We start from the raw sequence: 21,398 nt of genomic DNA on the forward strand, positions 1-21,398 counted from the left end.
CCCCACCCTCAACCCTCTGTCACTGCGATAAATGGTATGAAATATGATCTGGTAAATGTAACAAAAAAAGATGATCAGGTAACTCAATATTATGAAAAAAATAATATACAAAACGGAGGGGTTGATGCTTCTTTTGTTGAAAAATATGGCAGGCCTGAACATGAGTTTGTCAGACCTCGCTATATGTTTGTTGGGGAGTATTATATTGGGCTGGAAAAAACCTATAGGTCAACGGACCCCAGATTTAGCAATGTACTGATTAAAGAAATGTTCTGGCATCTCCATGATGATTTGAACTTGACATGTTGGTTTCATTATAAGGACGAGCAGTGGCGAGTGTTCTCCTATATTTTTTGGCCACCCGGCGCTGTATTCTAGTTTACTGTAAAAATGGGGGGGCTCTCATTTTTAAATATATCTGTTTCAGCGGGGGATATTTCTCGGTTGCCGGATGCTGCGCTTAAATTTAGCATTAAAGGAACAATAAATCCGGTATGGGGGTTGACGACAATCACGCCGCCGATAACCGGTGAAAACATTGGAACTACAGCAGGTTCTGTTGCCGGTAGTGCTCAGTAATTTACTTATACCGTACAGCTAAAAACTCCCGGACAATCTGAATCTCGACCGTATCTCCTCCGCCGCGAACTTGCCACTCAAATCTATGGTGAGTAAAGACCTATGTGTCAGCATTGAACTGGACGGGGCGGCATAAGGAAGGACGAAAACAGGATAAATAATTTGCCGTGGTCGACCCGGCCAGGTAAGACGCTGGCGCGCGTTACTGTGGCCAGGATGCTACTGGCAGCAGAACAACAAGGGACGGTATGTGATGCGCTGCGTCTGGGGATAAAAAATATGACGCTAAATGTGTAGAGTGGAAACAAATATAGCAATATACGAAGGTGAATATGGACAATCTTCGTGATGAGGCTATTCGGTGGGCATATGATACTTATGACGACATCAGGCTGGATATGCCACTTTTTTTTCGGGTTTGAAGTGATGAGGTGCAATTTTGTTATTTTTTATGGTGTGGAGTATGGCTTCGATATGTATTGCGTACACTTCTTAATTACCACTAAATTTTGAATATTACGACAACGGGAATGAGGTGAAAACAGACGGCAGTGAAAACATTCTTGTGGGTGAATATGGTCATCCTGAGCATTGATTTATAAAACCACGACATAAATTTGTTGGTATTTACTACAGGGGAATAGAGCAGATTTATCCTTCAAAACATCCTGAATATAAAAATATTCCCATTAAAGAAATGTTCTGGCACCTGAAAGATGATCTAAAACTGACATGCTGACTTCATTACAAAGACGGAGAGTGATAGTTATATCTTATGTTTTCTGGCCACCTGGTTCTGTATTTTAATCCGATATTTAAGGAGTAAATATCATGAGTTTTGTATCTACGGGTAATAAATCAGCTGGAAATGGTGGACCCGTCATCACCACGCCGCCAATAACTGGCGAAAGTGGCGATATGAGCACAGGTTCAGTCGCAACCGGTGTTGCTGATGCAGCCGAACAGATGGCAGAACAGGCAGCGGCGGAGCTGTTTGGTGCGCTGCCGGAGCCGTCAGGGCTGGTGAAAGCGGCAGTAACCGCAGCGCAGGCCGCCGCAGCGGCGGCAGGGATATCGGATATAGTTAGTGCTGCCCAGGATGCGGCGGCGTCGCTTGCTGCCGGTGGGCCGGGAGCGCACAACGTCACGGTAAGCGGTAGCGCTGTGCCGCCGCAGATGCTGCTTTTTGCTGGTATAAATGGTTCGGAGAAACTTGGCAGCCTGTTTACCTACATTGTACAGCTAAAAACGCCCGACACCCTGAATCTGGGCTATGTCTCCCCGGCGGCCAACCTGCCGCTCAAACCGATGGTGGGCAAAGATCTGTGCGTCAACATCGAACTGGATGGTGGCGGTAAACGACATATCAGCGGGCTGGTCACGGCGGCGCGGGTGGTGGGCCATGAAGGGCGTTCGGTTACCTATGAGCTGCGTATGGAGCCGTGGGTAAAACTGCTGACCCATACCAGCGACTACAAAGCATTCCAGAATAAAACCGTGGTGGATATTCTGGATGAAGTGCTGGCGGAATACCCCTACCCGGTGGAAAAGCGGCTGGTGGAAAGCTACCCGGTACGCACCTGGCAGGTGCAGTACGGTGAAACTGATTTTGATTTTCTTCAGCGACTGATGCAGGAGTGGGGCATCTACTGGTGGTTTGAGCACAGCGAGGACAGCCACACGCTGGTGCTGGCGGATGCCATCAGCGCCCACAAAGCATGTCCGGACTCGCCGCTGGTCGAGTGGCACCAGGAAGGGCTGAAGCTGGATAAGGAGTTTATCCACACCATTACAGCCAGTGAGCGACTGCGCACCGGACAGTGGGTGCTGGACGATTTTGACTTTAAAAAACCACGCTCGCGGCTGGCAAACACAGTGGCGGACCCGCGCGAAACCGGTCACGCGAACTACGAGCACTACGAATGGCCGGGCGATTATTTTGACAAAGGCGAGGGCGAGATGTTGACGCGCATCCGTATGGAAGCGCAGCGCAGCCCCGGCAGCCGGGTTCACGGTGCCGGGAATATCCGCACCCTGATGACCGGATATTCGTTCACGCTGACGAACCACCCCACTGCCGAGGTCAACCAGGAGTACCTGCTGGTTCAGACTACGCTGTTTGTGCGGGACAACGCGCAGCACAGCGGCCAGGAGCAGCACTTCACCTACGTCAGCACGTTCGAACTGCATCCCACCCGCGAAGTCTACCGTCCACAGCGAACAATAGACAAACCGCACACTAAAGGCCCGCAGAGCGCCATCGTCACCGGCCCGGCGGGCCAGGAAATCTGGACGGATCAGTACGGGCGGGTAAAGGTACAGTTTGGCTGGGATCGCTACGGCAAAATGGATGAAAACAGCTCCTGCTGGATACGCGTCAGCTACCCGTGGGCGGGCAAAGGCTTCGGGATGATCCAGATCCCGCGTATCGGCCAGGAAGTGCTGGTGGATTTCAAAAACGGCGATCCGGATCTGCCGATCATCGTGGGGCGCACCTACAACCAGGACACCATGCCGCCGTGGGGACTGCCGGGAATGGCGTCGCAGAGCGGGATCTTCAGCCACTCGCTGTATGGCGGGCCAACGAACGGCAACATGCTGCGTTTTGATGATAAAACCGGCGCGGAGGAAGTGAAGTTCCACGCGGAAAAAGATCTCAACACCACGGTGAAGAATAATGAAACGCATACGGTAAATGCTGACCGGACGAAAACCATCATTCATAACGAAACGTCCACGGTAAAAATTGATCGCACAGAATTTGTTGATGGCAAGCATACCGAAACCATTAAAGGCAACCGGGGCATTACCGTGACGGAAGGCGACCAGTTTCTGACGGTGAAAACGGGTAAACGTGAGGTGAAAGTAGAAACGGGAACCTGTACGGAGACGGTAAAACAGGATATATCGGTGACCTCTATTAGTGGTGAAATCACGCTGACAGCCGCGAAAAAAATTACTTTTGTGGTAGGGAGTAGCAAGATTGTTATGAATGCAGACGGAACAATAAAAATATTGGGGCCATCGAGAGTAGATATTAACCCGGGAGAGAAATAAAAATGAAATATATCTTTCAGGAAGGCGAGCTGGAATTAACGGGACGCTGGCAGGATAAAAGTATGAATGTACTCATGCCCGTTATGAGTGAGGTTGCAGGAGCTAATTTAGTTATCACCCGAGATAGCCTACCAGAAGAAGCAGAGTTCAGTGATTATCTTGCCGTCCAGAAGAAAAAGTTTCGGCGCGAACTTACCGACGTTACTTTCACGGAAGAGCGTTTCTGTCAGCTTGAAGGTCGTCCGGCGGAATATTGGGAATTTAGCTGGAAAATGAAGGGTACCTCCGTGGCGCAAATCATGCTGGTTGTTCGCAATGGTCGTCAGATACTGAGCCTTGCATATACTGCTCCAGGGGGAATGCCGGAAGATAATCGACAGGCAATGAGAAATATTCTGTTGAATTTTCGATTTAGTCCAACATAAGGAAATATCAAGCAGGCCGATTAATACAAGGAATAATAATTATGGATGAATCGGAAATAACAACCACACCTGAAATATCACCAGAAATAGCAGAGATATCGAAGGATTACAGCAGTAATCAAACGACTGTCGATACTATAGCTTCCACGGGAAGCATGGCTGCTATTGGCGTACTTCTTTATGGTACGGGAGTAGCACTTTCTAATGGAATTGTGGCTAGTGTAGCTTTTATTGCTCCCGTTGGCGCAGCGATGGCTGGAGGATATTTGGGAAATATGGCCGGAAATGCCCTGATGGATACGTTATGCAGTGGGCATGACGTAGCTAAGGCCAGTAATATTCCCGCCTGTAAAGGACATAAAGTTGTACATAATAATGCTTTTTTGGGGGCATTAGGGGCGCTAGCTGCGGGTATTATCGGGGCGGTAGCAATTGGTGCAATCATTTTTTTTACTGGGGGTATCGGCCTCGGGGCGCTGGCTTTTATTGGTTTCGGTAGCGGTCTTATTGGCGGGGCAAGTATAGCTATAGGTAATCGCTGGGCATCGGAAACGGGTGAAATAGCTCATGGCTCCCCAAATGTATTTTTTGAAGATAAACCAGTAGCGCGGGTAACAGATATTGTTTTATGTGAAGATCATCCGGGAGAGCCAAAACCGCGTATTGCTCAGGGCAGCACGACGGTTTATGTCAACAATCAGCCTCTGGCCCGTAAGGGCGATAAGATTACTTGTTCTGCTGTAATACAGGAAGGATGTAAGACCATTTTTGCTGATGACTCATCACGCTCATATCTGCCAATAGATGCAGATATGAGCGTGACTGAGCAGCTTATTATCAGTGGCGGGGAGATTTTCTCTACTTTTTTTGGTGGGAAAATACTAAACAAGCTGTTCAAAGGGTTACAGTGCCTGGGTGATCCTGTAGATACAGGAACCGGTGAATATACTGAAAGCCGTACTGATTTTCAGTATGCGCATATTCTTCCACTGACGCTCAGACGTATGTATACGAGTCGCCATCCCGTCGGGGGGCTGTTAGGTAATCGCTGGTTGTGTAACTGGTCGCAGTATCTGGTATTTGACAGTGATGAGCAGACGGTGACCTACGTTGATGCTGAAGGATTATGTCCCGCTTATACCACCACGTCAGAATTGTATAACTGTCGTAACCTGCTGGTGCCACAGTATCGGCTACTGGGAAGCCGTAACCGGGCAATTATTTTTGATGAACAGACGCAACAGAGTTACGTATTTACACCCGTTTCATTAGGTGACAGACATCTACGTTTGTCTGCCATCAAGGATCGCAACCGTAACGAAATTCACTTCCTTTATAACGCCATCGGCCATCTGACAAACGTAACCCATAGTAGCGGCCTGAGTTTACGTGTGATGTGTGGCCCACAGGGGCAGATATTTCGTGTCACCGACGAATCAGACGGCAGCGAACTAGTGCGTTACGACTATATCAGTTACGGCGATGAACAGCGACTGAGCGATGTACAGACCCGTTTTAATGGTGCATTGCACTATACCTACACCGAACAGGGCTGGCTGAGTTCCTGGCGCGATAACGGCCCGACGCATTTCCACCTGCGCTACGACGATGAAGGGCGGGTGGTGGCGACGGGCACCGAAGAGGGGCTGTATAACGATACCTTCCGTTACTTCCCGGCAGAGCGCAAAACCGAGTACACCGATGCAACCGGAGCCGTCACCACGCTGTGGTTTGATGAAACATGGCTGCTGATAAAACAGCGAGACCCGTTGGGGCGCATCACGGAATGGATGCGCGATGAATATGACCATCCGGTGAGTATCCGGCAGCCAGGCGGGCGTGTCACACAGATTAAACGCGATTATGCCGGACGCATCCTGAGCGAAACGGATGCCGACGGGCGCAAGCGGGAATGGCAGTGGGACGAGTTCGGCCTGTTAACCGCTTATCAGGACCACCGCACCACGGCAACGTACCGCTATAACGCCGAAGGGAACCTTATCCGCCGGGAGGTGAACGGGCAGAACTGGCGGTACCGTTACACCGAAGATGGCCAGATAAAGGAGGTCATTTACCCGGACGGCATCCGCGAACAGTGGGCTTATAACGCGCAGGGTAGCCTGACGGCGCATACCGATGCGGCAGGCCGGACGACACATTATGCGGAAGACCGCTGGCTGCGGCTGACGGGCGTGACGGATGCGGAAGGGCGCAGCACGTACTGGCAGTACCGTCCGGGAGAGAGCAACCCGCATGAGAAGGTCAGCGCGGTTATCCGGGCTGACGGCAGCGCAGAAACGTTCCGCTACGACGGCGAGGGAAAAATCGCCGTCCATACCGGCGCGATGGGCCAGACCACGCGCTACCGCCACGGCGCATTCGACCTGCTGCGCGAAGTGGAGGACGCTGGCGGGCAGCGCATTGTCTGCGACTATGACGGCGCGGCGCGGCTGACACAGTTAACCCGCTCCGGCAACCAGCGCTGGCGGCTGCATTATGATGCGGCGGGGCAACTGGCGGGGGAGGATGACTGGTCGGGACGGCGGACGGTTTACCGCCGGGATGAACAGGGCAGGCTGGCGGAGAAAGTGCGCCCGGACGGCAGCGTGTGGCGCTATGCGCGGGATGAATTCGGTCGGGTGACAACCATCACGGGTGAGCACCAGCAACTGCGCTACGGCTGGGACCGTTATGACCGGATGGTGAGCACGGAGGTGTATGAGTGCAGCGACGCCACGCAGAAGGATTATACGCTGACCAGCCGCATCACGCTGGAATGGGATGACCGGCACCGGCTGGTGGCGGAAGAGCAGGACGGTCAGCGAACGGAATACCGCTACGATGACGCGGGACGGCTGACGGGAACGAAAACCGCGGACGGCGAAACGCAGCGGGAATACGATGCCTCGGGCGTATTAACGGCTTACCGCAGCAACGGCCACCGGATGGAGTTTGGTCATACGCGGGCAGGGCAGGAGCGGAGCCGCCGCTACCGCCCGGAGGATGAAGAAAGCTGGCTGGCGCAGACGCCGCTGAACCACGCGGTCTACATCCAGGAGCAGGGGCATGATGCCTGTGGCCGCACGGCGTGGCAGCGGGCGGGGGCGGAGCGACTGACAGGCAGCCATGAGAGCGTGGCGTCATGGCGACCGCTGGGCGAACACCGTTACGCGTGGGATAAATCGGGCCGCCTGACGGGCCATGAGGTGTGGTCGAAAACGCGCAGCGAACAGGAAACACGCTACAGCTATGACAACCGCGACCAGATAACCAGCGTGCTGCGGCTGAACGCCGACGGCCCGGCACAGGAAGAGCGCTACCGCTACACGGTGAACGAGCAAATCGCGGAAAGCCGGATAAACGGCATTCTGTCACAGCATGACTACCGCAACGAATGCGTGACGCAGGCGGGAGACAGCCGCTACGAATACGACGCCTGCGGGCGGGTGATAAAACGCACGGAACAGAAACGGGGCTTCCGGCCACAGGAATGGCGCTACCGCTGGGATGACTTCGACCGTCTGCGGGAGGTGAGAACGCCGGACGGGGAAGTGTGGCAGTACCGCTACGACGCTTTCGGACGCAGAACGGCGAAGCGTAATATTATCCGTGCGGCGTGGAAACAAAATCACCACACTGTCAGCGAGGTGCGTTACCAGTGGCTGGGGATGGCGCTGTCGGCGAGTGAGAAGCGCTACGCGGACGGCAGCCCGGCGCTGCGTGAGCAGTGGCATTACCGGGGCGGTTTTGAGCTGCTGGCGAAGGAGGCGCGGGCGGCGAACGACGACAACAGCGATTTTTATCCCATACTCATCGGTCCGGATGGTGCGCCGCAGGAGATGTACAGCGCTAACGGGCGAAAGGTGTGGCGGCGGCAGCGAAGCCTGTGGGGGCAGTCGGCGGCGAACGACGCGTCGCCTGACGGGCGTGAAAGCTGTGACGCGGGCTTTATGGGCCAGTGGCAGGACGAGGAGAGCGGGCTGTGGTATAATTTACACCGCTACATGGACTCACGGACGGGGCAATATTTAAGCCAGGACCCGCTGAAACTGGGCGGCGGGCTGAACACGCAGTCGTATGTGAATAACCCGGTGGGGGTATGTGATCCCTGTGGATTGTTGGGTTGCCCTACTGATTTTGGTAGTATTCCAGAAGAACACCACTGGCGCTATGAAAGATATTTAAAAGGTGGTGGTACACTCGAACCTGATACCTGGTACGCCAAAGCGCAGACTGCCTGGCAAAATAATGCAGCAGGAAATGGTTTTGAACAGAGTGTGAGGAATGATCTTGGTCTTCCGGTGGGGGCTGGTTCTAAGCCAGTATCTATCAATGGACATGTACCTGACTTGCCTGTAAATTCACAGTATGGTGTGACAGATATTAAGAATGTTACGTATCTGACTAGCTCTCCTCAACTGGAGGCATTTTCTGCTTATGCGAAGGCGAATGATATGCCATTTAATTTGATTATAAGCCCTAAAACTCAGTCTATTTCTGGGCCATTACTTGATAGTGTTCGTGCAACTGGTGGTAGTGTGTCTGTATATGATCCTAGTGCAAAAGTATTGAGTCCAGTTGATATTGGAAGTCAGGGGGCATGGAGTAAATAATGTCTTATTTTATACATGTGTTACTAGATAATGGTGTTGAACCAGATCTGAATATAAATACTCTTAAGGAAAAATTAAATATGCAGTACTTAAGAGAATGGAAAGGTGATAAACCTTCTATAGTTTTTCGACGTGAAATTCTGGGGCCTCGTAAAAATTATGACCATTTAGAGTTAAAATGGTCAGATTCATGGCACCTCCGGTTGTATTTTGAGACAACAGAAATGAACGAGAGTGTTGAAATTGATGCCTGCTATATTTCAGGTCTTGAGAAAGATAAAAATAAATCGAAATTGATTAAGGAAATGAAGCGTAGAGTGGTTATCTTATCCAAAGATGACCCTGATAATGAACATTCTGATTACATAGTCGAACTTATGGCTTTTTTTGAAAATATACCAGGTTCCGTTTTTTTTGATCCAAACAACAAAAGAATACTAAATAGCTAGTGCGATGATATTGTTAGAAAAATTGAAACAGTCTCTGTGGGCTGTTTCAGGGTTATGCTTCCAATCCGTAGCTTGATGCAAAATCCTTTATTTTGGAAATTATCATTGATGGTTAAGATTTTAGTTCCTGGTCGGTTTAGCAGGAAATTCAAGGCCATACTCGCACAGCGAAAGATCCCGGTCCATCACCGGGATCATATCAATCATCTGCTGCGTTTAATCACCGGAATATCCCCGGTATTATTCAGCGCCCCAGAAAGGTTTTCAGCCATGCTTTAACTTTCTGTTTATTAATGTAGGCGACGCTCATACCTTCAATACAGCCCCACAGCTCACGGGTATTTTGCGGTGTGATCACGATGCAGTCTTTCATCACCCGAATTTTAACGGGCATCCCGTTAATAAACTCGGCCTGCGGCATCCATTCACCGCACAAACGAACCGAGCGACCCTCAACGCGTGAGTAAAATTCGCAGTGGCTAAAGCCTGGAACAGTATCAGGAGTTCGTATCGATCTCGCTTTTTTAACGGATTTTATCGGACCGGAATTTTCTGGCTGATGCTTGTTGTGATCAACGGGGATCTTAAGAGTGGCGTCAGTATTACAAGGATCAGAAAGCAAATTGTAGTCAGTGGTGAGGGTAGTAGCCATAAGGCAGCTTCCAGTGAATGATGAATAATGTTCACCACTGGAAATGCTAATTTCACAGGTGGTGGAACCAGACAGAGTTAGCATTACCGGCCTCACCACTGCGGCTGGTGGATGAAAAAAATAGAGGTCAGATGCTGTGAAAAAGTACGCTGTAGAGGTTCTGTTTATGTCTGCCTGTGCAGGAATGTTCCTGCCCGTATTTGCCTGGGGCGGAACAGATGTAAACATTGATAACCCGCTGGCGGAGTGTGTGGATATCCATCCCGTTCATCGTCAGGAAATGGATAACCTTACCATTCTGAAAACAACGGTCACACTGAAAAAAAGTACCGGTGAATGTGGCTGTTTCTCAACATTAATCAACTATACCAGCTTACTGGCGCAGGATGTTGAGGGTTACGGACGCGGAAGTGCATATTCCCTTCAGGAGGGGAATATTTCACTGGCGAAGATGCAGGGACGTTATCCTTTCAGCTTTGTATTATCGGTGGATAACCAGTCTGTACGGGATCAGAAGCTGGCGCTAATGATACGTTGTACACCACCGCTGTAATACACAGAATAGTCAGGGAGAAGATGATGGCAGTAAGACTGACTTTTGACGGGCAAAAGCTGACATGGCCTGGTATCGGGATATTTAAGGCGACCACGGGGTTACCGGATTTACAGTGGCCAGATAAACAGTGTGTGCCGGATGCGGCGATACCGGAAGGGAATTATAAATTGTTTATTCAGTTTCAGGGGGAGGCACCGATAAGAAATGCTGCGGATTGTGATCTGGGACCATCATGGGGCTGGAGTACCATTCCGCGAGGCCAGGCTGCCGGAACATGTGAGATGTACTGGGCTAACTGGGGATATAACCGTATCCGGCTGGAATCAGCGGATGAGAAGACCCGAAAAGCCTGTGGGGGCAAGCGGGGTGGTTTTTATATCCATGATTCCACCAAAGGTTACAGTCATGGTTGTATTGAAGTGGAACCGGTGTTTTTCCGTATTCTGAAACAGGAGACGGAAAAAGAAAATGGTGAAAAGACATTTACGGTTAATGTTAAGTATGTTTCTGGTCAGCAAACGAATGGTGGAACAAAACAATAATACCGTTAAAACCGGATGAAATTATCGTGTCTGAACGTGCTGTGGTTGACAATGATTACAATGGTGGCCAGATAAGTAATGAGCACCAATGATAAAGTATATGTCTGGCGGTGTGCTGGTTATTAATCAAATTTCTATAAAATGCAATGCGAATCTGGTAAGCGTAATAAAAATAAAATCATAATATTGTTATGTTCATTTCCTTATTTATGTAATTCAGTATTTATGTTATGTGCTAATTTTTGTGTTTTTATTTTCATGGCTCTTGTCAGCAATATACCCTGCTCTTCTGGTAAATATTTAAATATAACAGGCTGGTTGCATTATAAAGTGCGGGGCACTGTTTCCTGACGGTGAGTCTATTTATTTTAATCCGGTATTAAAGGAGTCACTACCATGAGTTTTGTATCCACAAATAATAAATCCGGTATGGGAGGGCTGACGACAACCACGCCGCCGATAACCGGAGAAAGTGGCGGTGTCACCGCAGATTCAGTCGCCGGAAGCGTGGCCGATGCGGCGGAAGCCGCCGTGGAACAGGCTGCGGGATCGCTGTTTGGCGCATTGCCGGAGCCATCAGGACTGGTGAAAGCCGCGGTGGCAGCGGCGCAGGCTGCCGCCGCCGCAGGTATGGCGCAGGATACGGTATCGGCCATCGTCTCCGCTGTTGCAGGCGGGCCGGGGGCGCATAATGTGACGGTCAGCGGCAGCGCCGTACCGCCGGGCGCATTACTGTTCGCCAGCCTGGACGGCGGCGAAACATTAAGTGAACTGTTCAGCTATGTGGTACAGCTAAAAACGCCCGACACCCTGAATCTGGGCTATGTCTCCCCGGCGGCCAACCTGCCGCTCAAACCGATGGTGGGCAAAGATCTGTGCGTCAACATCGAACTGGATGGTGGCGGTAAACGACATATCAGCGGGCTGGTCACGGCGGCGCGGGTGGTGGGCCATGAAGGGCGTTCGGTTACCTATGAGCTGCGTATGGAGCCGTGGGTAAAACTGCTGACCCATACCAGCGACTACAAAGCATTCCAGAATAAAACCGTGGTGGATATTCTGGATGAGGTTCTGGCGGAATACCCCTACCCGGTGGAAAAGCGGCTGGTGGAAAGCTACCCGGTACGTACCTGGCAGGTGCAGTACGGTGAAACTGATTTTGATTTTCTTCAGCGACTGATGCAGGAGTGGGGCATCTACTGGTGGTTTGAGCACAGCGAGGACAGCCACACGCTGGTGCTGGCGGATGCCATCAGCGCCCACAAAGCATGTCCGGACTCGCCGCTGGTCGAGTGGCACCAGGAAGGGCTGAAGCTGGACAAGGAGTTTATCCACACTATCACGGCAAACGAGAGTCTGCGGACTGGCCAGTGGGTGCTGGATGATTTCGATTTTACGAAGCCACGTTCATTGCTGGCAAACACGGTGGCAAACCCGCGTGAAACCGGTCATGCCACCTACGAGCATTATGAGTGGCCGGGAGACTACTTCGACAAGAGTGAAGGCGAGATGCTGACGCGCATTCGTATGGAAGCGCAGCGCAGCCCCGGCAGTCGGGTGCTGGGGGGAGGGAATATCCGCACACTCATGACCGGTTATACCTTCACGCTGGAAAACTATCCCACTGCCGAAGTCAATCAGGAATACCTGCTGATGCAGACCTTGCTGTTTGTGCAGGACAACGCGCAGCACAGCGGGCAGGACCAGCACTTTACCTTTTCCACCCGTTTTGAACTGCACCCCACCCGCGAGGTGTTCCGCCCGCAGCGGACGGTGAGCAAACCCCACACCAAAGGGCCGCAGAGCGCCATCGTCACCGGCCCGGCGGGCCAGGAAATCTGGACGGATCAGTACGGGCGGGTAAAGGTACAGTTTGGCTGGGATCGCTACGGCAAAATGGATGAAAACAGCTCTTGCTGGATACGCGTCAGCTACCCATGGGCGGGCAAAGGCTTCGGGATGATCCAGATCCCGCGTATCGGCCAGGAAGTGCTGGTGGATTTCAAAAACGGCGATCCGGATCTGCCGATCATCGTGGGGCGTACCTACAACCAGGACACCATGCCGCCGTGGGGACTGCCGGGCGCGGCAACACAGAGCGGGATATACAGCCACACTATCGGCGGCGGACCGACCAATGCCAACGCTCTGCGTTTTGAAGATAAACCCGGTAGTGAAGAGGTCTGGCTACATGCTGAAAAAGATCAGCGTATTGAAGTTAATAATAATGAAAGTCACTGGGTGGGGAATAATCGGGTTAAGGTCATTGATCAGTCAGAAATAGCCACTATTGGCGCTGTCCGCGACCATAAAGTTCAGTATGACGATACCTCTCTGGCCGGAGGAAATAAAACCATTCAGACGGTAAAAGAGTTATATCTGGCAGCGGGTGATTCTATTACCCTGAGTTGTGGTGACACCGTTCTGTACATGAGCAGTAAGGGGGAATTTTACGTAACCTGTAAAACGTTCAATATTACTGCAACAGATGCCGATGGTCAGATTAATACTATAAAAGGGCAGCTGGATTTAAATATGGATAAAAGAGAACCCAAAGTGGGAACATTTGGTGAGTCAGAAAAAACAGCAATGGCAGCAGTAATTAAGGAAACTTTCCCACCCAAAGAATAGTTTTTATTTTAGTGCCGGACTTATCAACACTTTCAGACCAAAAAGGATTTTATATAATCATGACGAACTATTATATCAACGAAGCCATCTTGAGTTTCTCCGGTAATATATCCCAGGACAGCACCCTCAATATGATCCGCCTGAGCGATCCGGATGCGGCGCTGATTATCAGCCGCGGCAAAATGCAGGACGGTGATGAACTGGCGTCCCAGGTTGAACAACAGATGAAAAAACTGGAAAAGCAGGTTAAGGAACTGCGTTATACGCCAGCACAGGTTGTCCGGCTGGGTATTGACGGGAAAATGGAGGGGCTGGAAATACAGAGTCAGTTCATCCGGGGTAATGAGCATGTATACCAGTACCAGGCGGTATTTGTGCTACAGAGCAGCCGGGTAATGATGGCCCTGACCTATGCCCGCTCAACAGCGTTAACCGAAGCGGATAGGGGGCGCTGGGCGGATATCAAAAAGAATCTGCGTTTCAGGTTGGACCCAGAAAACACGGCAACCGGACAATAACACAGGGAGTGTGGTATGGGAGAAGCATTCTGGGCGGCAAGGGAAGGCGACGCGCTGCTGCATACGTCCTTTCTGGCAGATCTGGTGGGCAGTGCGCTGGAATTCGCCATCAATGCGGTTATTGATTTTGCGGCACTGGCTGTTGTGGCGCTGGCGACGGGGGCTACGGTGGCAACGCTGGGATGCAGCGCCGTATTACTTGTGGGGACCGTGGTCGGCGCGACGATGTTGCTGAGTGGCGCCGGGGAGAAAATCAGTAAAGCCTGTGAAGACATAGCCAACAGCCTTTTTCCGCCGAAAATTGAGGGATATATCCTGACCGGCTCAGGCGACACCCGGATTAACAGCAAACGGGCGGCGCGGGCGGCGGCAACGGCATTATCACGCCATGATGTAGAAACCCTGGATGCGCAGGCGCAGGCAGAGGCAGAAGAAGAAAAACGCAGGCAGGACGCCAAATCAATGTGGGATGTGGCCGGGGAATATCTGGATGCAGTAAAAGGCCGGGCAGAGAATATGGCTAAGGGCGTCGTTTCCGTGGTGAGCCGGATGGGATCAGCGGAAGGATGGGCCTCGCTGGGAAATGATGCTCTGGCAGAGGCGGGCGATATGCTTTCCGACACGGGCCACTTTATTTCAGAGATGTGGCAGCCCACGGTGGCAACGGCATATCCGGGGTCTGACCCGAAACAGGATGATAAAATCGACTGCCACAAACATCCCTCTTCATTCACCCAGTTTATGGCGCAGAAACTGCAGGCGCTGACGGATGACCCGGTGGGGACGGTACTGGGGGCGATGAACACTTTCGATGTGCTGGAAACCGGTTTTCAGGCGGCAAGCGCGCTTATCGGCAGCGTGTCGAACCTGTTCAAAGGCGACGATGAGCCGCCCGCAGCAGAATATATCGCCGAAGGGACGCGGGATGTGCGTATCAACAGCCAGCCTGCGGCGCGCAGCGGGGTACGCTGTACCTGCGAGGCAAAAGTGGTGGATGAGCCTGAGAACGGCGTACATGTATCCGGTGATGTACGTATCGGCGGGCCGCTTCTGGTGGTACGGGATATCAAAAGCGGTAAGTCACAAATAACCCTGGTGACCACCATTGCGCTGACGTTCATGCAGCCCGGACGGGCGTCAGCTAAAAGTGCCTGCTTTATGATGGGATTGGGCATTAACATGATGGTTCAGAAGGCGGGGAGTGCGCTGAACCGCCCGGTAAACGCCGCCACCGGAGCCAAGTACCTGGCAGGCGATGATGACGTTGATTTCAGTCTGCCCGGCCACTTCCCGCTGGAGTGGCAGCGGACCTACAGCAGCCGTGATGAACGGACGGAGGGGATGTTCGGGCGGGGCTGGAGCGTGCTGTATGAAGTGTGCCTGGAGCGTACGCCGGACAACCCGGATGAAAACTGCATGACGTATGTGGCCCCGATGGGACGGCGAATTGACCTGCAGGCGGTGGAGCCGGGGAGCGGTTTTTACAGCCCCGGCGAGGGGCTGGCGGTACGGCGCAGCGAACAGGGCCACTGGCTTATCAGCAGTGATGACGGCGTGTACAGGCTGTTTGAAGCGGACCCGTTCAGCCCACAGCGTCGGCGGCTGAAAATGCTGGGCGACCGCAACAGTAACTGCCAGCACCTGACCTACGACAACCACGGGCGTCTGGTGGAAATCAGCGGCGATCGGCAGCGCCCCTGCATCCGGCTGCACTATGAGCTGGCAGCGCACCCGCAGCGCGTGACGCGCATCTTCCGCCATCACCCGGAAGGGGAGCCGGAGCTGCTGCGGCGTTACCGCTACGATGAGGCGGGGCGGCTGAACGGGGTGGTGGACAACGCAGGTCAGTATCAGCGCGAGTTTGCGTACGACGACAACGACTGCATGACGATGCACCGGGAGCCGGGCGGCGAACGGTATTACTACACCTGGGCGTGGTTTGAAGGCCCGGACGATGCGGCGTGGCGGGTGACGGGCCATCATACGGACAGCGGCGAGCAGTACCGTCTGGACTGGAATCTGGCAGAACGCTCGCTGTGCGTGACGGATAGCCTGGGGCGTACGCGCTGCCACTGGTGGGATGCGCAGGGCCTGGTGACGGCGTACCGGGACGAGGCCGGGCAGATGACCACTTTCCGCTGGAGCGATGAAGAGCGGTTACTGCTGGGGATGACGGACGCGCAGGGCGGCAAATGGCGTTATGTCTATGACCGTCTCGGCCACCTGACGGAGACGCATGACCCGCTGGGCCGGGTTGAGCAGACGCAGTGGCATCCGGTGTGGCACCAGCCGGAAACGGAGGTGGATGCCGCGGGGGCGGCGTGGCGTTATGAGTATGATGAGCGGGGCAACCTGCAGGCGGTCATCGACCCGCTGCACCAGCGCACGGTATACGGGTATGACCGGCACGGCCAGGTGGTGCGGATAACCGACGCGCGGGGCGGAGATAAATACCTGCAGTGGAACGAAGACGGGCAGCTTATGCGCCACACGGACTGTTCTGGCTCGCAGACGGCATGGTTTTATGATGAACGCACGCGGCTGGAAAGGGTGACGGACGCGGAGAGTAACAGTACGCGTTACAGCTATGACGGCAACGGACATCTGACGGAGGTCATGTTCGCGGACGGGCGTACGGAGCGTTACCAGCCGGATGCGGCGGGACGGCTGGTGAAATACACCAGCCCGGCAGGGCAGATAACACGCTGGCAGCGGGACGGCCAGGGGCGGGTGCGCAGGCAGACGGATGCGACGGGTCGCAGAACGGCGTATGAGTACGACGCTTACGGGCGGCTGACCACGCTCACGAACGAGAACGGGGAAAGCTACCGGTTCCGGTACGATGTTCTGGACCGGGTGACGGAACAGACGGACCCCGGCGGCAGCCGCCGGGTATACGGGTATAACGCGCTGAATGCGGTGACGGCAGTGATATACGGCGGGGAGCGCGGGGGCGAAATCCGCCACGGTCTGGAGCGTGATGCGGCGGGGAGGCTGACGGCGAAAATCACGCCGGAGACGCGCACGAAATACCGGTACGACGCGGCGGACCGTCTGCTGGAAATCCGCCGCAGGCAGCATGATGCGGCGGAAGGCGGAGAGCCGGAAGTTATCCGGTTCAGCTACGACAGTGCGGGTAACCTGCTGAGCGAGGAGACGGCGCAGGGCGTGCTGCAGCACCGGTACGATGTTCAGGGCAACCGCACAGAAACGCAGATGCCGGACGGGCGGACGCTGCGGTACCTGTACTACGGGAGCGGCCATCTCCAGCAAATCAACCTGGGGCGTGATGTCATCAGCGAGTTCACGCGCGACCACCTGCACCGTGAGGTGCAGCGGAGCCAGGGGCGGCTGGACACGCGGCGGATGTACGACCGGACGGGCCGGTTAACGCGGAAACTGACCTGTAAAGGAATGCGCGGTGTGGTGCCGGAGACGTTTATTGACCGGGAATATGCGTATAGTGGCCAGGACGAGTTGCTGAAAAAGCGGCACAGCCGGCAGGGAGTGACGGATTATTTTTACGACACGACGGGGCGCATCACGGCGTGCCGGAATGAGGCATACCTGGACAGCTGGCAGTATGACGCGGCGGCGAACCTGCTGGACAGGCGGCAGGGAGAGACCGCGCAGGCGGGGGCAGGCAGCGTGGTGCCGTTCAACCGGATAACGTCATATCGCGGGCTGCATTACCGTTACGATGAATATGGCCGGGTGGTTGAAAAGCGGGGCCGCAACGGCACGCAGCACTACCGCTGGGACGCGGAGCACCGGCTGACGGAAGTGGCGGTCACCCGGGGGGACACCGTACGGCGTTACGGGTACGTGTACGACGCGCCGGGCAGGCGGGTGGAGAAGCACGAGCTGGACGCGGAAGGAAAGCCGTATAACCGGACGACGTTTTTATGGGACGGAATGCGGCTGGCACAGGAGTGCAGGCTGGGAAGAAGCAGCAGCCTGTATATCTACAGCGACCAGGGGAGCCACGAGCCGCTGGCGCGGGTGGACAGGGCGGCACCGGGCGAAGCGGATGAGGTGCTGTATTACCACACGGACGTAAACGGCGCGCCGGAGGAGATGACGGACGGCAGGGGCAATATTGTCTGGGAAGCGGGCTATCAGGTATGGGGGAACCTGACGCATGAAAAAGAAACCCGGCCCGTACAGCAGAACCTGCGTTTCCAGGGGCAGTATCTGGACAGGGAAACGGGGCTGCATTACAATTTGTACAGATTTTATGATCCGGATATCGGGAAGTTTATATCGGGCGACCCTATTTCGATCCGGGGCGGGATAAATCTCTATCAGTATGCGCCTAATCCTCTCTCTTGGATCGATCCTCTTGGATTAAGTACCACTTGTTTAAAAGCCGAGAATGGGTACTCAAGAGGGAAAAGACATGGGATGAAGTTACATCCTAATGCAGCTCAAGCAATTGCGGATAAAGAAAACAAACCTCATGGAGTTTGGAGAAGTAAGGATGATCTGAAATATGCTGGAGAACAAGCTGCCACACTAAAACCGGGGGAGATGAAAGATTTTCCTATAAATCCAAATAGTAAGAGTGAAGTTTATATTCCCGGAGGCAATGGAGTCCCTATTAAACCGGATAAAATTAGAGTCAGAAATAATGGCGATGGGACTTTTCACGGTTTTCCAATTGACTCAACGACGGCAGGACCCATTTTTGAAAAGGGCAAATGATATGTTCAAAATAGAAGTTGATGATACTTACGAAAAAGGACTTATGGATGAAGAGGATACTAGTTTGTCGGAAGCTATATTTTCCACATATCCCATATCATCCGGATATTTTTCTATAAACTGGAATGGCATTTATATCCCGCTAACACTTAATAGCCTGAGTGATATCATTGATGATATTATTAAAATGCTTGATAGTATCATCTCCGGGTTTGACTTTGAATGCAGTTTTTTATGTGAGTCTTTTTCGGTGATATTGAATTTTAAAATATATAAAAAGAATGTTATAATTACTTCAAAATGGATTTCCATAAACACAGATGAAATTTTTAATTTAAATTCAAGCAAGAGTGTATTGCTTATAAATAAGGATAAATATATCTGTGAATGGGTGAGATTATTATCTGTCATTAGTAATGATCTAAAATTAGTTGGGTATAGCTTTTTATTTTTAGATAAAAAATTATCTTTTTATAATGAATTTTTGAAACAGAAAGACAATATGTGACTTTATTAAAAAACAATTGAGTGGTGACACGTATCATCACACTACATGTGTTTTCATAGCGTGAAACGGGACTGCATTATAACCTGTTCAGGTACTATGATCCGGATTGCGGGAGGTTTACTCAGCATGATCCAATCTCGCTGAAGGGCGGAATAAACTTATATGCGTATGCACCGAATCCGTTAAGCTGGATCGATCCGTTAGGTCTTAAATGCTGGGATTCAGCCAGACGTGATTACTGGAAAGCAGAAGCTAAAGCTGCGCCAAAGGGCATGTATTCACCAGTAAATATGTTAAGAATGCGTTTAGGATTGGCTCCAAAAATAAGAGTTAGAGAGTTTCACTTTAAAACTCGAACAGAAAGGGTAAGAAATGTGTCATTGGAGTTGAACCATCGTCATTGGCCTCAACGTGATGGTAAGCATGTGGATATTCCATATAATCTTGAGAAAGTTACGCCCTGGGAACATGCCGCTAAGGATCCCTATAGATATCTGGGTAGTGAGTTACTTGAAATATTACAAAGTATTGGAAACTATAAGGGATTTTAAAATGAAACTAACTGAATTTATGCGATCAGATTTTTATTTGAGTTATCTTGATGATTTAGATAAGAAAATGCCAGTTAAAATTGATCGCGCCTCAATAGTGCAAGATATTATTCTAAAAATAGAACTAGATTCTTTAAATTATGCATCATTGACCTTATGTGATATAAAATGGCTAATTGAAAATTACAGATTTAAAACAATGCATTATATATTGAAAAAACAAGTAAAATATACTGAGCCAGATGGCGGCAAGGATAATATTGTCAATCTAGCACCTAAGATAAATTTTCCTATTGGTCATCTGATTGAATATTATTTATTATCGAAAAGACCGAGTGATTTGCTTGAGTATGTAAAAAAAATTCGGATTCCCGGCCCTAATAAATATGTAAAGGAAATTGAAAAGATATTTTCTGAAATACAAGAATCATAAGTTAAAAAGCCGGAAAGAAAATTAAATCTTTCCGGCTTTTTGTTTATTTAATCCCCGGTCAGTCCACTAAACAATCACGTCCCACATCCCCTTAACTACCTGTTCAGCCTGATAAAGCTGTTCGCACAGCTTCTGCACCTCGTTACCGTCCGCCATTAGCACAATACACCCGTCCGAAATCTTCACGGTCACGCTGCGCCCGGTCTCAAATCCCGCTTCTTCCTGCCAGTCACCCTTAAGGTGCTGGCTGGGGATTTGTGAGTAACAGGTGGTCATGCTGGTTTCGCTGTTGATGTGGCGGACGCTGACGCCGGAGGCATTCATATTTGCTGACTAAATAAATTCTTAATTCTCCGCCGGATGCTGGCTGATTGTGGAGCTCAGGGTGAGCGAGTATGGGCGCGACATCCTGGCACCGCGCCTCCCTCTCCCCGGCCAGTACCGGGCGGTGATGAGCAACCGGCTACCGGGGCCGTATTTTGACGATGAAACGGGCCTGCATTAAAATCTGTTCAGATATTATGCACCGGAGTGTGGCAGGTTCGTCAGTCAGGCCCGACAGGGCTGAAAGGGGGATTAAATCCTTACCACTATCCGTTGAATCCCGTCACAGATACAGATCCGCTGGGATTGTTTACATGTGAATTATGTAGTCGCATGATAGATGAGACTAATAATAGTCTGGATAATCTTCCATTTAATCCGGCAAAAATGTTAACGGCTAGTTTAAATACGGCTAATTCTGCAAGATTGCACACAAGTGGGGTAACCAAACTCGGGATAGGTATTGCTGCTGATGGATTTATTATATCGTCTCCAGTGGGCAATGTCTCTCTGGCATGGGGGGAATATCAAATTAGCAACTGCTTCATATAACAGGGCAAATTTATGATTATCAGAATCACTTAATGAAACCGACAAGGATAGGTGCTGGAGAAATTTATTAGATGTATTCCCTTATAGCGAACAGTTTGACGCCCAGGTAAGCCATCAATTAGCGATGTGTGTAAAGAGAAACTCCATAACATGATGGATTCTCCAATGAATTTCATCAAAAAGATAGGGACATTGATGTTTGATGAATATGATTAATAAAATATCCATGTTGATCTTTATTATTGGAAGTATAATCGCGATAATATGGGTATTATATGCCACTTTATCGAAAAGAGGGATGTTT

15 protein-coding genes and 3 pseudogenes are annotated in these 21,398 nt (G+C 51.5%); 16 read left to right on the forward strand and 2 right to left on the reverse strand.

Features of this window, described 5'->3' with window-relative positions; translation table 11 throughout:
* Positions 1-36 precede the first annotated feature (36 nt).
* The 7 genes and pseudogenes from ACLJPQ_RS18800 (at position 37) to ACLJPQ_RS18830 (ending at position 9,123) form a co-directional block, all read left to right on the forward strand.
* The gene (locus ACLJPQ_RS18800) at positions 37-378 is read left to right on the forward strand and encodes a hypothetical protein (RefSeq protein ID WP_000872892.1); all 342 of its coding nucleotides are present in this window, start codon (positions 37-39) and stop codon (positions 376-378) included.
* Positions 379-579: 201 nt separating this feature from the next.
* Positions 580-706 (forward strand): annotated as a pseudogene (locus tag ACLJPQ_RS18805) (hypothetical protein); the annotation flags it as partial.
* 35 nt (positions 707-741) lie between these two features.
* On the forward strand, positions 742-876 hold the full coding sequence (locus ACLJPQ_RS18810) for a hypothetical protein (RefSeq protein ID WP_001518591.1): 135 nt from the start codon (positions 742-744) through the stop codon (positions 874-876).
* A 534-nt stretch (positions 877-1,410) separates the two neighbouring features.
* Positions 1,411-3,636, forward strand: a complete 2,226-nt coding sequence (locus tag ACLJPQ_RS18815) for a type VI secretion system Vgr family protein (RefSeq protein ID WP_138010029.1) — start codon at positions 1,411-1,413, stop codon at positions 3,634-3,636.
* Between the two features lie 2 nt (positions 3,637-3,638).
* Entirely contained in the window at positions 3,639-4,061 is a 423-nt protein-coding gene (locus tag ACLJPQ_RS18820; RefSeq protein WP_023181850.1) for a DcrB-related protein, read from the forward strand.
* A 41-nt stretch (positions 4,062-4,102) separates the two neighbouring features.
* Positions 4,103-8,674 (forward strand): DUF6531 domain-containing protein, encoded by a 4,572-nt coding sequence (locus tag ACLJPQ_RS18825; RefSeq protein WP_080185201.1) that lies wholly within the window; start codon positions 4,103-4,105, stop codon positions 8,672-8,674.
* A complete protein-coding gene (locus tag ACLJPQ_RS18830) occupies positions 8,674-9,123 on the forward strand; it encodes a hypothetical protein (RefSeq protein WP_080091385.1) in 450 nt (149 codons plus the stop codon). Before ACLJPQ_RS18825 ends, ACLJPQ_RS18830 begins: the two co-directional genes overlap by 1 nt.
* A gap of 244 nt (positions 9,124-9,367) precedes the next feature.
* Here the strand turns inward: ACLJPQ_RS18830 and ACLJPQ_RS18835 are convergent, their stop codons facing one another.
* Entirely contained in the window at positions 9,368-9,775 is a 408-nt protein-coding gene (locus ACLJPQ_RS18835) for a SymE family type I addiction module toxin (RefSeq protein ID WP_223229579.1), read from the reverse strand.
* A 136-nt stretch (positions 9,776-9,911) separates the two neighbouring features.
* Here ACLJPQ_RS18835 and ACLJPQ_RS18840 point away from each other — a divergent pair, with 136 nt between their 5' ends.
* The 8 genes and pseudogenes from ACLJPQ_RS18840 (at position 9,912) to ACLJPQ_RS18875 (ending at position 20,218) form a co-directional block, all read left to right on the forward strand.
* Entirely contained in the window at positions 9,912-10,328 is a 417-nt protein-coding gene (locus ACLJPQ_RS18840; protein ID WP_001596567.1) for a DUF2195 family protein, read from the forward strand.
* 23 nt (positions 10,329-10,351) lie between these two features.
* Positions 10,352-10,873, forward strand: a complete 522-nt coding sequence (locus ACLJPQ_RS18845; protein WP_023994364.1) for a DUF2778 domain-containing protein — start codon at positions 10,352-10,354, stop codon at positions 10,871-10,873.
* Positions 10,874-11,269: 396 nt separating this feature from the next.
* On the forward strand, positions 11,270-13,504 hold the full coding sequence (locus ACLJPQ_RS18850) for a type VI secretion system Vgr family protein (protein ID WP_023138335.1): 2,235 nt from the start codon (positions 11,270-11,272) through the stop codon (positions 13,502-13,504).
* Between the two features lie 59 nt (positions 13,505-13,563).
* Positions 13,564-14,022 carry a DcrB-related protein gene (locus tag ACLJPQ_RS18855; protein ID WP_000186513.1) on the forward strand — a complete coding sequence of 153 codons (459 nt, stop codon included), beginning with the start codon at positions 13,564-13,566 and terminating at the stop codon, positions 14,020-14,022.
* 15 nt (positions 14,023-14,037) lie between these two features.
* A complete protein-coding gene (locus ACLJPQ_RS18860; RefSeq protein ID WP_170917823.1) occupies positions 14,038-18,726 on the forward strand; it encodes an RHS repeat-associated core domain-containing protein in 4,689 nt (1,562 codons plus the stop codon).
* A gap of 1 nt (position 18,727) precedes the next feature.
* A complete protein-coding gene (locus ACLJPQ_RS18865) occupies positions 18,728-19,234 on the forward strand; it encodes a hypothetical protein (protein WP_000472591.1) in 507 nt (168 codons plus the stop codon).
* 62 nt (positions 19,235-19,296) lie between these two features.
* Positions 19,297-19,785, forward strand: a pseudogene (locus tag ACLJPQ_RS18870) (RHS repeat-associated core domain-containing protein); the annotation flags it as partial.
* Position 19,786: 1 nt separating this feature from the next.
* A complete protein-coding gene (locus ACLJPQ_RS18875; RefSeq protein WP_170917822.1) occupies positions 19,787-20,218 on the forward strand; it encodes a hypothetical protein in 432 nt (143 codons plus the stop codon).
* A 66-nt stretch (positions 20,219-20,284) separates the two neighbouring features.
* Here ACLJPQ_RS18875 and ACLJPQ_RS18880 read toward each other — a convergent pair whose 3' ends face one another.
* Positions 20,285-20,542, reverse strand: coding sequence for a SymE family type I addiction module toxin (locus ACLJPQ_RS18880; protein WP_080184620.1), 258 nt, complete (start codon positions 20,540-20,542; stop codon positions 20,285-20,287).
* Positions 20,543-20,678: 136 nt separating this feature from the next.
* Between ACLJPQ_RS18880 and ACLJPQ_RS18885 the strand changes: the two are divergent.
* Positions 20,679-20,851, forward strand: a pseudogene (locus ACLJPQ_RS18885) (RHS repeat-associated core domain-containing protein); the annotation flags it as partial.
* Positions 20,852-21,398: the final 547 nt, after the last annotated feature.

The organism is Salmonella sp. SAL04213 (genome assembly GCF_046550535.1).
Taxonomy (GTDB): domain Bacteria; phylum Pseudomonadota; class Gammaproteobacteria; order Enterobacterales; family Enterobacteriaceae; genus Salmonella; species Salmonella enterica.

Coding starts and splice junctions, on each gene's coding strand:
- ACLJPQ_RS18800 (WP_000872892.1), top strand. CDS start 37: ATGAAATATGATCTGGTAAATGTAACAAAAAAAGATGATCAGGTAACT.
- ACLJPQ_RS18815 (WP_138010029.1), top strand. CDS start 1,411: ATGAGTTTTGTATCTACGGGTAATAAATCAGCTGGAAATGGTGGACCC.
- ACLJPQ_RS18820 (WP_023181850.1), top strand. CDS start 3,639: ATGAAATATATCTTTCAGGAAGGCGAGCTGGAATTAACGGGACGCTGG.
- ACLJPQ_RS18825 (WP_080185201.1), top strand. CDS start 4,103: ATGGATGAATCGGAAATAACAACCACACCTGAAATATCACCAGAAATA.
- ACLJPQ_RS18830 (WP_080091385.1), top strand. CDS start 8,674: ATGTCTTATTTTATACATGTGTTACTAGATAATGGTGTTGAACCAGAT.
- ACLJPQ_RS18835 (WP_223229579.1), bottom strand. CDS start 9,775: ATGGCTACTACCCTCACCACTGACTACAATTTGCTTTCTGATCCTTGT.
- ACLJPQ_RS18845 (WP_023994364.1), top strand. CDS start 10,352: ATGATGGCAGTAAGACTGACTTTTGACGGGCAAAAGCTGACATGGCCT.
- ACLJPQ_RS18850 (WP_023138335.1), top strand. CDS start 11,270: ATGAGTTTTGTATCCACAAATAATAAATCCGGTATGGGAGGGCTGACG.
- ACLJPQ_RS18855 (WP_000186513.1), top strand. CDS start 13,564: ATGACGAACTATTATATCAACGAAGCCATCTTGAGTTTCTCCGGTAAT.
- ACLJPQ_RS18860 (WP_170917823.1), top strand. CDS start 14,038: ATGGGAGAAGCATTCTGGGCGGCAAGGGAAGGCGACGCGCTGCTGCAT.
- ACLJPQ_RS18865 (WP_000472591.1), top strand. CDS start 18,728: ATGTTCAAAATAGAAGTTGATGATACTTACGAAAAAGGACTTATGGAT.
- ACLJPQ_RS18875 (WP_170917822.1), top strand. CDS start 19,787: ATGAAACTAACTGAATTTATGCGATCAGATTTTTATTTGAGTTATCTT.
- ACLJPQ_RS18880 (WP_080184620.1), bottom strand. CDS start 20,542: ATGAATGCCTCCGGCGTCAGCGTCCGCCACATCAACAGCGAAACCAGC.